The 12,924-nt window shown below is 32.8% G+C and carries 13 protein-coding genes; 7 read left to right on the top strand and 6 right to left on the bottom strand.

Annotated features, from left to right (window positions below; genetic code table 11):
* Positions 1–153 precede the first annotated feature (153 nt).
* From NSQ62_RS11930 to NSQ62_RS11900, 7 genes are all read left to right on the top strand, one after another.
* A complete protein-coding gene (locus tag NSQ62_RS11930) occupies positions 154–747 on the top strand; it encodes a TetR family transcriptional regulator C-terminal domain-containing protein (protein ID WP_341320364.1) in 594 nt (197 codons plus the stop codon).
* Between the two features lie 2 nt (positions 748–749).
* Positions 750–1,448, top strand: coding sequence for an SGNH/GDSL hydrolase family protein (locus tag NSQ62_RS11925; RefSeq protein WP_341320363.1), 699 nt, complete (start codon positions 750–752; stop codon positions 1,446–1,448).
* Positions 1,449–1,489: 41 nt separating this feature from the next.
* Positions 1,490–2,314: an SDR family oxidoreductase gene (locus NSQ62_RS11920; protein WP_341320362.1), complete on the top strand. Its 825-nt coding sequence runs from the start codon at positions 1,490–1,492 to the stop codon at positions 2,312–2,314.
* Positions 2,315–2,524: 210 nt separating this feature from the next.
* The gene (locus tag NSQ62_RS11915) at positions 2,525–2,830 is read left to right on the top strand and encodes a hypothetical protein (RefSeq protein ID WP_341320361.1); all 306 of its coding nucleotides are present in this window, start codon (positions 2,525–2,527) and stop codon (positions 2,828–2,830) included.
* A 668-nt stretch (positions 2,831–3,498) separates the two neighbouring features.
* Complete coding sequence (locus tag NSQ62_RS11910) at positions 3,499–4,161, top strand: hypothetical protein (protein WP_341320360.1); 663 nt, start codon at positions 3,499–3,501, stop codon at positions 4,159–4,161.
* A gap of 456 nt (positions 4,162–4,617) precedes the next feature.
* Entirely contained in the window at positions 4,618–5,916 is a 1,299-nt protein-coding gene (locus tag NSQ62_RS11905; RefSeq protein WP_341320359.1) for a hypothetical protein, read from the top strand.
* A 562-nt stretch (positions 5,917–6,478) separates the two neighbouring features.
* A complete protein-coding gene (locus NSQ62_RS11900) occupies positions 6,479–7,237 on the top strand; it encodes an SHOCT domain-containing protein (RefSeq protein WP_341320358.1) in 759 nt (252 codons plus the stop codon).
* A gap of 77 nt (positions 7,238–7,314) precedes the next feature.
* Here NSQ62_RS11900 and NSQ62_RS11895 read toward each other — a convergent pair whose 3' ends face one another.
* The 6 genes from NSQ62_RS11895 to NSQ62_RS11870 all read right to left on the bottom strand — a co-directional run bounded on the left by NSQ62_RS11895 (position 7,315) and on the right by NSQ62_RS11870 (position 12,892).
* A complete protein-coding gene (locus NSQ62_RS11895; protein ID WP_341323929.1) occupies positions 7,315–7,503 on the bottom strand; it encodes a helix-turn-helix transcriptional regulator in 189 nt (62 codons plus the stop codon).
* A 440-nt stretch (positions 7,504–7,943) separates the two neighbouring features.
* Positions 7,944–9,092 carry a site-specific integrase gene (locus NSQ62_RS11890; RefSeq protein WP_341320357.1) on the bottom strand — a complete coding sequence of 383 codons (1,149 nt, stop codon included), beginning with the start codon at positions 9,090–9,092 and terminating at the stop codon, positions 7,944–7,946.
* Positions 9,093–9,171: 79 nt separating this feature from the next.
* Complete coding sequence (locus tag NSQ62_RS11885) at positions 9,172–9,648, bottom strand: ImmA/IrrE family metallo-endopeptidase (RefSeq protein WP_341320356.1); 477 nt, start codon at positions 9,646–9,648, stop codon at positions 9,172–9,174.
* 155 nt (positions 9,649–9,803) lie between these two features.
* On the bottom strand, positions 9,804–11,093 hold the full coding sequence (locus NSQ62_RS11880; protein WP_341320355.1) for a DUF3578 domain-containing protein: 1,290 nt from the start codon (positions 11,091–11,093) through the stop codon (positions 9,804–9,806).
* A 123-nt stretch (positions 11,094–11,216) separates the two neighbouring features.
* Entirely contained in the window at positions 11,217–11,840 is a 624-nt protein-coding gene (locus NSQ62_RS11875) for an excalibur calcium-binding domain-containing protein (protein WP_341320354.1), read from the bottom strand.
* Positions 11,837–12,892: a DUF4236 domain-containing protein gene (locus NSQ62_RS11870; RefSeq protein WP_341320353.1), complete on the bottom strand. Its 1,056-nt coding sequence runs from the start codon at positions 12,890–12,892 to the stop codon at positions 11,837–11,839. The genes NSQ62_RS11875 and NSQ62_RS11870 overlap by 4 nt, the downstream gene beginning before the upstream one ends.
* Positions 12,893–12,924 lie beyond the last annotated feature (32 nt).

The following is a 12,924-nucleotide window of genomic DNA, read 5'->3' as shown; positions in this document are numbered from 1 at the left end:
TAAAGACTTGTATTATTAACTTACCCATCGGAAATATGATACCAACTAAAAGCACGCAATGAGCGTGCTTTTTTGTGTTCATTTTTCATTGGAAAAAGACATATAATAAATTAGAACGGTCGTTCAATTCTTGGAAAGGAGTTTTGGTTAATATTGGATAAGAGACGTTATAACAGTGAAAATGCTAAGCGTGACATTATGGAAAAAGCAGCCTTGATATTTTCTCAAAAAGGCTACAATCAAACCTCTGTACAAGACATATCAAAAGCCTCTGGATATAGCAAAGGTCATATTTATTATCATTTTCAAAATAAAGAAAAGCTGTTTGTTTTACTAGCACAAAACACGATGCAGGATTGGTATACAAAATGGATGGCAAAAGAATCGTCCTATAGCACAGCAACAGAGAAACTATATGGAATGGCGAAGCATGTCCTTTATAATTACCAAACTCCTTTATTAAAAGGGGGACAAGAACTCGCCTCTAATCCCGCCTCAAGTCTAGAATCGGTAAAAGCATTATATGAATTAGCGATTATTCCTATGGGTTCTTATCGTTCCATTCTTCAAGAAGGAGTGGAAAAGGGGGAATTTGAAGGTGGAAATATTGATGAGTGGACCTTGCTTGTTGGAACATGGCTAGGAGGTTTATGTCAGTTAACGAACACACAAGAATTGAGTACGCTAGAACCTCTCTTTAACCAAGCCATTACAATCTTGTTAGCTTCCATTAAGAGGAGGAAATAAAAATGAAAATAGCATTAATCGGTGACAGTTTAACTGAAGGTCGTCCTGGGGTTTCTTTCTTTAACATACTAAAAGAAAAGTTTCCAAACATTACGTTCGATAACCTTGGCAAACCAGGAGAGTCTGTTAAAAGTTTATATACTCGTCTTTTAAAAACAAAGTTAGATATAGATTATGATATTTCTTTCCTTTGGATCGGGGTAAATGATGTTTATTCAAAACTGCTGAGTGTTCAAGCACAACCAGTAGCAAAAGATCATAATGAGTTCAAAGACTATTACGAGAAAATATTAGACCTAGTTCTTGTATCATCGAAGAAAGTAGTAGCAGTTACCCCAGCATTAGTTGGTGAAAATACGAATAATGCTCCAAATCATGAAATCAAAGAATTGAATGTTCTTATCCAATCCATCACTCGTAATCAAGCAAATGTCAGTTTTCTAGATATCCAATCTGTTTTTTTTAGTGACCTTGCAAAAGTTAACAGTTCAGATTATATCAGCACAAAGGTAATGAGAGTAATGGTGGATATTTTCTTTTATAAGAAGCCTTCAAGAATTGACAGGCTATCAAAAGAACGCGGTCTTCATCTTACATTAGATGGTATACACCTAAATAGTACTGGTGCACAAATTGTTGCAGAGATTTATGCATCTGAAATCAAGCGTTTAACATACGAAAATCAAGACGCAATTCAGTAATGATTCGGGTTAGGTGGGTTGTTAAATAAAGGAGGATTCGGATGCAGATGATTAGAAAAGTTGCGGTTGTAACGGGTGGTGCTTCAGGTATAGGTCGGGCGATTTGCAGCGAACTAGTCCAACAGAATGTGTTTGTTATTATTTCAGATATTAATGAAAAAGCAGGGAAAAATTTTGAAGTAGAACTGAATAAAGAAACAATAAATGCTAGGTATGCCTATTTAGATGTGACTGAATATTATAGTGTAGAGCGATTACTTACAGATTTATACCAAGAATTTGGTCGGATCGATTATCTTTTTAATAATGCTGGTATGGCTATGTATGGTGAACTCTATGATATGACGATGGAAAACTGGAAAGAGATCATGGACGTTAACCTATGGGGAGTCATTAATGGAACTCAAGTGGGATATAACCTCATGAAAAAACAAGGATTCGGCCATATTGTGAACACAGCATCAGCAGCAGGTTTAGGACCTTCTCCAGTATCTTCAGCATATGCCACTACGAAACATGCGGTTGTAGGCTTAACCACTTCGCTTCATTATGAAGCAGAAGAATTCGGTATTAAAGTTAGCACACTTTGCCCCACGTTTGTTGATACCCCTATTTTTGAAGAAGCAAAAGCAATCAATATCAATAAGACAGTTATTACGCAACAATTAAAGAAGCAAAAAACGATGTCTCCTGAAAAACTAGCTAAAATTGCTTTAGATGGGATTCATAGAAACAAACCTATTATTTGTCCAATGCCAATGCGTCGAACAATGGATATTTTTTTCACACTGTTTCCCCCAGCACACAGAGGGCTAATGAGGTTAGTTTGTAAAGTAAGTAGGAAAGCTCGGATTCTTGAAAATTGAATTCTTAAGACAGAGCAAGTCTTGATGACGTTAAACTTTAATCGATACGGTAAGCAGATATGTCACATTTTTAAAAATGTCGAATGATGGATTAGATGAGGCCAAGGTTCAGGAATCGCTTGAATACGAAAAATGGCTGCACGAAAAAGCCAAGCGTGAAAAAGTTGAAAACGAACTTTCTCATATTAAAAAAGAAGCGCATAAAGCAAAATGTTGGCGCTGCCTTCAAAAGCAACATTGTTTTTAGCCAGTAAAGACGATCCAAAAGAAATTGAAGCGATGCTGGAAAGAGATATTTATGAAGCGTTAGCCGAATTAGCAGATTACGAGCCATCCCTGTTCTTTGAAGAAGATGAGATAGAGGATAATTTGGATATGGTAGGTGGGATGGTTCAGAAACAGACACTGAACCTATTTCGTAAGTCAGCTGGTATTGTCGCACCACCAAAGCTAACCGTATCGCAATGGGAAGATGCGCATCGTATTTTGCAGCTTCTCTTGGATACCGATATGTAGTAAGATGTGTGCAAGCTCATGTCAAAAATCTTGCCAGTGACGTTCAATCGAATTGCGTAGATCAATAAAGATTGCAGACATATCATCATAAATAATGGCTTGGCTCTTTTCTTCCCAATAGAAGAGCTTTACATCTAATTGCTTTGCAATAGTCTTCGCATTCAATTGTTCCGGTGAAAAAATTTGTAGATGTTCGTAAAGTTCTTTTACATAGCATTGGTGTAAGTACTGGGTGTAGACACAATTATAAAGTGAAATTTTGTGCAGTAAATCCTTGTTGTAATTTAATACAGGCAGATATTCCAATTAATATCTGTATATCGCAAGATCTTGAAGGATGGAATTTTTATATGAAAGAATAGTTAGAATTTTAGCATCTCTATGAAAACTAGATATGCTTTTATTTTGTCCTTTTTAGGAAACATGAGGCTATTTAAAACACTTTAACGCTTTAGTATACCTTTAACAAAATAAGAAGTTGTCATGCTCAAGTAGGCGAATTAGTTTGAGGTGTTGGTATATTATATCTAAGTTTATTTAGCGCTGCGCAGATTAACAGAATATAAGATATGTTAATGTGACCGAAATTTATTATGTAAAAATATGTATTTTCGTTTCTTTGTAATATATACTGGGATAGGAACGTTTTGTTTGAAGGAGGAAGTAAATTGGGTGCTAATTATGTACCAGCAATTATCACAGCTTCAGTAGCATTAATAGCCGCTATTTTGGCTCAAGTCCTAAATAATGTACTTACTAATAAAAGAGAAGAAAAAAAACATTATAGAGATATTTATGGGAAATTAATTGCTGATAAATTAAATTTGTTTATTGAATATGCTTATATGTTTAGAAATCCAATGTCTGAAGATGACTTAGAAGAAAAAAGTTTGGAGAAAATAATTAATAAATTCGAAGGAGATATTCAGTATTTTAATCCAAGACTACAATTGAATTATTCATATTATAAAATTCATGAATACATTGATGGTAGTAGTGAAGAAATAAAGAGAAGATTAGAATTTGAAATAGCATTTCATTTTATCTTGTATGCTAAGGCAGTCATTAAGAAAGCAAAAATAAATACAGATGAAGGATATGATGCACTATTAAATAATGTTGCTTCAACCTTTGCATACTTGGCTATTGGTACAAATTTTAAGGGCCTTGATTCGACAAGGGATAATCTAACCGGATTAATTAGAGCTTTTGATAATACATTAAATCAATGTTCTATTGACTACTACGAAGATCTATTAATTAATGATTACAAATATCCAGCAGAAGCTCTAGTGAGTAAAGTTGAAAATAGAATTAGGGAGTTATATTAACTGAAAGTGGCAGACTTTTGGCAGTAAGTTGGCACACTTTTTCGAAATGAGCATGCTATTATGGTAGTATGTAATATTCATCAAACAACATAACGATAGGCGATGTGGCTCATGCTACGTCGTCTTTTTTGATGCAGTTATTATTCTGTGAAAATAAATTTAGGTTCTCCTAGCGATATATATAAAGCCTGCGGGTCTCGCGAGGCCCAGAAACGGTCTAGACAGCAGAATTATTTGTTTAAACTTATCATCAAGGAAATCACGATAACGAGAAGCATTATGTAGATAGCATTTAAATTCTTTAATAATTATTATTTAACAGAGCAGGGAGCGGATAGGTCATTAGCGGTTGACTTATCTGCTCCTTTTTGGGTATTTATAAAACTGTAGAATTTAGTGGTTATAATTACCTTTTTAGTATAAAATTGTGTTAACTGTTTACGTAGAGGTGATTTTATGTCTGATTTAATTAAAATAAATAATGATTTAGCTAATAAAGAGGTTGGTTCAGAAATCTTTACAGTAATTAAAGAATCTTTAGCTGATATCAGATTTGATCAACAGGATAACCCATATGTTTTAGAAACATTAAGGGTACTCCCTGTTCAAGGGTATAGGAGTGCCATTGGATCATTTTGGAATGCAGTTATAGATGATTTACGTAATAAGGTGATGTTTAGAAGTTTAACGTTATTTAATAAAGAAATGAACTTTCAAAAGGAAATAAAGACCTATGAAGATTTCCAAGACTATGTAAATGATGATCAATTAATTGAAGGAGCTTATAAGATAGGAGTTATAGATTGGGAAGCGAGTAAAGTGTTAAAGCATTGTAAAGAAACGAGGCATTTATTTTCAGGACATCCTAAATCTACAGATCCATCTGCAATCAAAGTTATGGCATTAATTGATGATTGTGTAAAATATGTTTTGTGTAAGGAATACCCAATTCAGATTATTGATATTAATGAATATCTGATTAATTTAGCTTCTGAAGAATTTGATAGGAATAAAGTTGCTATTGAGAACGCATTAGGAGATTTACCAGAGAGGTATAAAGTAGAATTAGTAAACAGATTTTTCAATTCATATATTCATGCTAACAGTAGTACTATACTTAGGTCCAATATAGAATTTTGTGCACCTATAATTTGGAAAAGCATTGATAGGCAAACTCAAATTCAAGTAGTAAGAAGACTGGATCAAGAAATAGTTAAGGGACATTCACCCACAATTAAGCTAGCTTTTTCATTTATTGAAATTGTCGATGGAACAGCATTTTTAAGCTTAAATGTTAAAAAATACCAAGTTGAACCAATTTTAACTAGGCTAGAGGCTAATTTAGATGTATTTAGCATTGAAAATGAATGTGTATATGAGCTAGTACGTTTCTCAGACAATATTCCAGGAGAATTCATACCTAGATATGTTAACGCTTTAACTCAAACTTATGTAGGGAAAACAGGTGGTTCTGCTTATTTTGCTAGAACTGATTTTTATGCGGATGGAGCAAGTGCGATTATACCTGATTTATTTCAAAAATTCGACGATACCTCAGCGGATGCCTTTATTGATTGCATAAGAACTAATATAACTTTGAAAAGTAGAATTCAAAGAGAAGCAAAATTAACTAGACTACGTACGTTAGCGGAAATTGTTTTGACGAGGGTTTCAGCACACTATTATCAAAAAGATTTTTTAGAATTATTATGTGATATTTCAAAAACCTCAGATTTCTATAAAAGGTTAAAGTAACCGCACTTACATTACATACGGAGACCCGAATCATAAGTAAACACATAGTTAGGTGAAGAAGAAACATCAAAGAGTAATTCAATATCTTTGATGTTTCTTTTACTATGTGATTTACCTTTATTAACAGTAATAATATTTATAATGGAGTGTAGGAAATTTTTTTGTTATTCTGAAGCAAAGTAGTAATATTTTAGAAAATGCACTTAAAACATTAGATACTTGCTCAAAGTAAATTTCTTTAATAGTAGGATTATTCGATTATAACTCCAAACATTTCTTCTTTTCCATTAGCTCATTTTGTTTAATTAAAAAGGAGATTTTAAGTATTCCACTCCAATACCTTGTAAAAAAACTATTACGTGTGAGAGGTTATAAAATGCTGTCTAATGACATAATTCTTACGTATGAAGATTATTAGTTGCAAAAGTCATAGTAGTTTGTAACGGTTCATTGTGGTGTGGGGGGGATAGGTAAATATTACCACGATAATAGACTATAGGGGGGATTTTATGGGTGATATTTTTTTTTAATTATTCTAATTGCTATTGGAGTATTTATTACAATGTTATTTGGTAATCCTGAAACGGTAAAAAAAAACCAAGAAGATTCTAAACAAAGACTTGAAGATAAGATTAAAAAGAAGTTTGATGAAGAGAAGGTAGAAATATCGCAACAATATAGAACTTCTAATTTATCCGTTGTTGGTCTTGATGAGAAAAATCGAAAAATTTGCTTTTTAGATAGTGATTCACATATGAAATTAAGGGATTTAAAATTCTCTGGTGCATTTACTGATAATATCCAATATTCAGCCAGAACCATTAATTATAAGGATATTCTAGAATCAGAGGTTATTATTGATGGTGAAACGGTGACAAAAACATCAAGGTCAAGTCAAATTGGGGGAGCATTATTAGGGGGAATATTAGCAGGTGGAGTTGGAGCTATGATTGGTGGAATATCTGGAAAAACAGCTTCAAAAGAAAATGTTAAAACCATTCAACTTAAAGTAATTGTTACTGATACAAAAAATCCATTACAAGTAATTCCATTTTTAAATGAAGATTACTCAATTGACCGAAATAATAAAAAGTTTATTAAAGCAAATAAAGAAGTAATGCACTGGCATAGCCTTTTTAAAATTATTATAGACTTGGCAGATAAGGAAGAGAAGAGTAAACAATTGATTCAAGATAATAAAAGTGATTCTAATTCTACCTACAATATTGCCGAGGAGATTAGAAAATTACATGACTTGCTTAAAGAGGGAATTATATCCCAAGAAGAATTTGATTTACAAAAGAAAAAAATGATATCCTGATTACTGAAAAATGTTGATTTTTAAAAACACAATGATGTTAATGAATAATATTACAAGTTTGATCAAAGACAAATAAGTCACCCAGGGCAACTATATCTGTCTTTGATTTCTATAAGGTCTATTATTTCTCTAATATCATCTAACTCTAAAGTGTCAGCAATTTTCTCGATATGGCTAAAGTTAATATTTTGTCTCTTATGATTAGCTAATTCACTTAAAGTAGCATGGTGTATGTCTGTTAATCGAGATAATTCTCTTAATGAAATTCCTCTTTAATTGATTAGTTCATGAATTTTGATTTTCTTGCCATAGCTCTCCCTACTAGAACAAGGTAACATAGATATATTAGAGAGCACTTATTAGACTTTATTCAATTACCTAAAAAACGTACCCGCTACGTTTCCAAAATACCATTTACTCAAAATCAAAAAAGGTAACACAAAAAGTAACGTAAATTCTCCACCCACCCTAAAATCCAATCTTTGTACATCTCCCCAAATCCTTGCTATAATAACCTTCGTGAAGATACTTAAATACGAAAGAGGTTTTTTATTATGACAAATGCTTACGATGAATATATAACCTCATATTTCATAGAAACCTTGATATATCAACGTTTATAAAGGATAAATGCTACTGTTTTTGCAAAAAAGCAACCAAACAGCAACATTTATTCTTTTTTTGTTTTTCGAAGATAAAAAAAAGATTATTTTTTGAGTAGTTCCGTAAATTTCGCATGCATTTTTTGTGATGCATTGTTACGCATGCCACTTGTCACGTGGAGGTAAATTTGGGTAGTGGTTTCGGAGTTTTTATGGCCAACTCGGTTCATTATATAATTTAGATCCACACCAGCTTCAGCAAGTAAGCTAATATGTGTGTGACGTAAAATGTAAGTTCTAAATGGTTTTTCAACTGTTGTTCTTGCACCAATTCTTTTTACAACCGCATTTAGCATTTTTATCACAGTAGGGTAGCCATCAGCTTCACCGAATACATAACCTATGTCTATCCATTTCAACTTCTTACGAAATGCGATCAATTCCTGAAGCTTTTCGATAATGATGTCATCAATATCAATTATTCGTACACTGCCTAAAGTTTTTGGGGGCGTCAATTCAAATTCTTTGCGTACATATTTTTTAGCGAAATTCGTTTTGTTAATTCGAATCGTTTTATTTTCAAAATCAATATCATCATGAGTAAGTGCGATTGCTTCACCTGGTCGCATTCCAGTAAAGGCAATGACGTAAATTAAAGTACGCGTTGTAATATTACGGTACTTATCGACTTCATTTAAAAATTCCTTCAACTCATGTGATTCGAGAAACAGTTGGCCAACTTTCTCGCCATTAACCTGATCCAGTGTTAATTTCTTCTTGGGAATGAAAATCGCAGAGACTGGATTAATCGCAACCAACCCAATCTCTTTCGCAAAATTGAACATCATATTAGCGGCATTGTGAATGCCACGTAATGTGTAAAAGGCGGTACCATTTTCGAAGAGTTCGTTCAGGACATTTTGCAATTGAACAGAGGTAATATTAACAATCTTTTCTTTGGCCAAATAACGACTTAAAACCGATAGGCAGTAACGACGGTATTCAACGGTTGTTTCTTTATTTCCTTTTAGTTCGTATAGGGTCATCCATCGCTCAGCGAATTCGACAAACTTAACATCATTTGCAAATGATGTTTGTTTCTTGATACCAGCAATACCTTGCAGCACACGATTTTCAGCTTCTTTTTTGGTTTTACCACGTCTAGTAATTTGCCTACGTTTCCCGGTGACTGAATCACGTGGACCTTCACCGATGCATCTCCACATATTCTTGTCAATCTTTTCGCAATACATAAATAATTCACCTCATATATCTTGCTATATACTTTAATTCTCTTAAGAAACTCTGATTATTTCAATCAAATAGACTGTTCTAATATGGAACATATAATTTCTTATTAAGATAGTTTTTGAGGCGTCTTCGAGCAAAATCATATTCAACATTGAATAACTGCTGCACAGCATGAATTGAGCATGTTGTATAATCAAGGTTTTCTATTTGGTCCAGCATAAATGTCGGTATGCATGCATGGTACATAAAATTGTTTGCTTTGAACTCCTGATATTCACGGAAGAGGGGAGGCATGAATAGTTGATCTCCCGTATGTATTAATGCATGGCATAGTTCATGCGTAAAATCTTGCCACTGTACTTCAGGGCTAATACGGCTATCGATGAAAATAGCTGTCATATCATCGTAAAAAATAGCCTGACTTGCGTTTTCCCAATAGAAAAGCTTAATGTCGAGTTTCTTTGCAACTGCTCGCATGTTTAAAGTTGCTGGTTCAGTTAATTCGAGTTGGTGGAACAAAGTTTTGATGTAATCTTCTAGGTGGCTATAGTGGTTCATATCATCACTCCAAACTAATAGGAACATATGTTCGTTATAAGTGTACAATAAAACCCCACTATTTGGTAGTGGGGTTAGACAATTATTAGGTATGACTCAACCATAAGGATAACGCAACGGACTTAAACTGTGCATAATATGCTATCTAATATTAATTATTCTGATTTAACTCCGAAAATGCGGTAGGATGTTGGTTTGATATTAAATTTGTTGGTTAATAAATCTTCTTTAGAATGGTAATTTTCGAATCCACCAATTTCAACTACTTTTGGGTTTTTACTGCCAACACCTAATACTCTAGTAATTCGTATTTTCTCTTTAAATTTTAATAGCATGTTTAATTCATTGTCTGTAATTTCGAAGCTTGAGCTTTGACTTGTGTTTTTCGTTCCCTTAACTTCAATATAAATTTCGGTAGGCATTGATTTATCTAAATCAAACGCAACGAGATCATAACCGTAACCATGACCACTTTTTTCTTTAGGATTATTACTTGTTTTAGTAATATTAATTACTTGCTCAGCATATTCTTCACCAAATTTTTCTCTTACCTTATTTTTATAGTACTCTAATGCAATTTCTTCAGCTAAATCACCAATTATTTGTTGATTTTCTAACGTCTTCTTTAAATCTTCATCAGAGGTAATATTCTTTGATTTAGTGTTAGTATTTGTCGTATTAATATAGGTAGGTTTAAAAGTATTCTTTGTTTCAATTTTTTCAGCATCATAAATAGTCTTATCAAGGTCACTTATTTTTTTTATCAGTTTTGATTGATGTTCCATTTGTTTTACTACATGAATATTTTCTTTTATAAATTTATCATGATCAGGTACTATATTAATCAGTTTATTATATGCAGTTAATAAATCATTAATATCATTTTCAATTTGTATTTCATTTGGAACTTTATTGATTTCATATTTAATAGAGATAATATTTGAAAATTGGTATTTATACCCGGTAGAGTTTTTTTCAGAGACTTTGAGATCTATTTTTCCAATTTGAAACTTATTATTATTATGATTCAACATACTGCATAATAAATTAGAGTAGTTCTGTGTTATTGTCTCGAATTTTATATTTTCTTTATAGTTTTTATTGTATGTTTTTCGAATCTCATTAATATTTGTTATTCCTTGGTTTAATGAAAGGTGGACTGACGAACCATCCTTTGCAAAAAGTAAAACTAAGTAGTAACCCCTTTGCACAGTAGTTTGTCTTGTATTAGGATTAAAAGTGATATCTTTATTCATTATTGCAACCCATGGAACAAAGGATCTTCCACCTTGGGCAGTTTTACCGAGAACCTCAATGTTTTTATCATTTTTAATTATATTTAATTCCTTAAGACTATTTGGTATTTTTTCTTTAATTAGTTCGTCAGTTTGTAGATTATTTTTTGTTTGAATTGATAATAAAGCACTTTCTATTAAAGTCTGCATTTTGAGATTCCTTTCTTTGAAGATATTTTAAAATAACTATAAATGCGTAATGCTACCAATAAAAGATTGAATAAAGGACATGCTTAATTACATGTCCTTTTGAATCGAATACTATTAGTACAACTATTTTTCACAAGCCCAGCCATCTTTATCGCGATCACGCGCTGAGGCATAAGCAGGGTGGTCTTCTGGTACACCATTTGGATATACTACATTCATTTCTTTGCAATTGCTGAAATATTCTTGTTCAACAACTGGCTCTTGACGCTTTTGTTCTGCTTGTTTTTCTAATTCTTTCTGGCGCTCTAGTTCTGCTTGTTTTTCTAATTCTTTCTGGCGCTCTAGTTCTGCTTGTTTTTCTAATTCTTTCTGGCGCTCTAGCTCTGCTTGTTTCTCTAATTCTTTCTGGCGCTCTAGCTCTTCTTGTCTTTCTAATTCTTTCTGACGCTCTAACTCTTCTTGTTGCTTTTTTAATTCTTGTTGGCGTTTAGCTTCTTCCTGTTCTATTAATTCTATCTGTTTTTTTTCTTCTGCGTCATTAATAGCTAGTGTACATCCGGAAATAGACAAAGCACATCCAAATATAATGATAATGGGTATCAATTTTGATTTAGCCTTAAGTTGTTTATTAATTTTGTATTCACGTATTCCCCATACAATCAAAATAATTCCTATTATAACTAAAGGGTATTTTATTACTATTATCAGTGCAATTATAGCTAAAATTATTGTTAAACAACCATTCATTTTAATTCCTCCACAAGCTTGAAACCTTTTGTTTTAAGGTATTTCATATTATGTTCGAATGTTTCGATCGTATCAGAACAATCTATATCTTCAAATTTTAAATTCTCTATGTTCACTCGATTTACGCGTGTTGAAAGTATACAGCCCATTTTTGGTGATGGTTCGGCTTGACTGAAATCATAAACATGGATAAGTACAGTATCAATAGGTATGATGGCAAATACTTCTCTAGCAATTCGAATAACGCAGCTGCAAACATAATCTTGATAAAGTGCTAAATAGTTAGTTGCACTCATTTTTTTTCGTGATACTTTATTTGTTGCTGTTAGGCTCAATGTATCTATTGGAACAACTTCTTTATTTCCGACTGTTAAATTCACAATAAGTTCATTGTCCTTGATATCAAAATTCAATTTGCTTCCGAAACTTTCGACATCTTCAAATGGTGCATATTCATTTAAAGCATTTGTCCACATGTTACTGTCACTATTTAAAATACTAGGAGCAATGTCTTTTAATCTTTGTTTTTTCTGATGGATTGCAATGTCGAATTCTCTAGCCTCAGGTAACTTATCTTCAATCATCATTTTCCTAGCATTAACACGATTGAAAAGTTTGTCACGCCAAGTAGGTTTGTAGTTAGTGACCTCGTCCAAAACTGACTTTACATTAGGACCTTCATTTAACAAATGTGATATATCCTCATCGGCAATAACATGCCAATCAACATAATCCTCTACTTCCAAATGAACAGAAGTTATCATATTGATGTAAGCGGTATGTTTTTCGACTTCTTGTATACTTTGTGAGACATTAGCAACTGTATTATTAGTAGACTCATAAGCAACCCTTTGTGGTCGTTTTTTCCTTTTTGTTGTTTGCGTAGAATAAGAAATACCGGTGCCCGGAAGTGAAACTGAATTTGTTCTTCTACCTTTTCCTATGGTTGTTCTAGCATATTTATTTCCAACTGTAACACTAGCACCTTTTTTACCAAGATTAATTTTCACACCTGGTGCAACCTTGATACTTTTTCTGAATCTAAAGCCCATATATACCGCCTCTTCACTAGTTCGATTTTTAC

This window comes from Solibacillus sp. FSL H8-0523, assembly GCF_038051985.1.
In the GTDB taxonomy this organism is placed as follows: domain Bacteria; phylum Bacillota; class Bacilli; order Bacillales_A; family Planococcaceae; genus Solibacillus.
The sequence above is the reverse complement of the archived record's forward strand: the minus strand, read 5'-3'. Positions and strand labels throughout refer to the sequence as shown.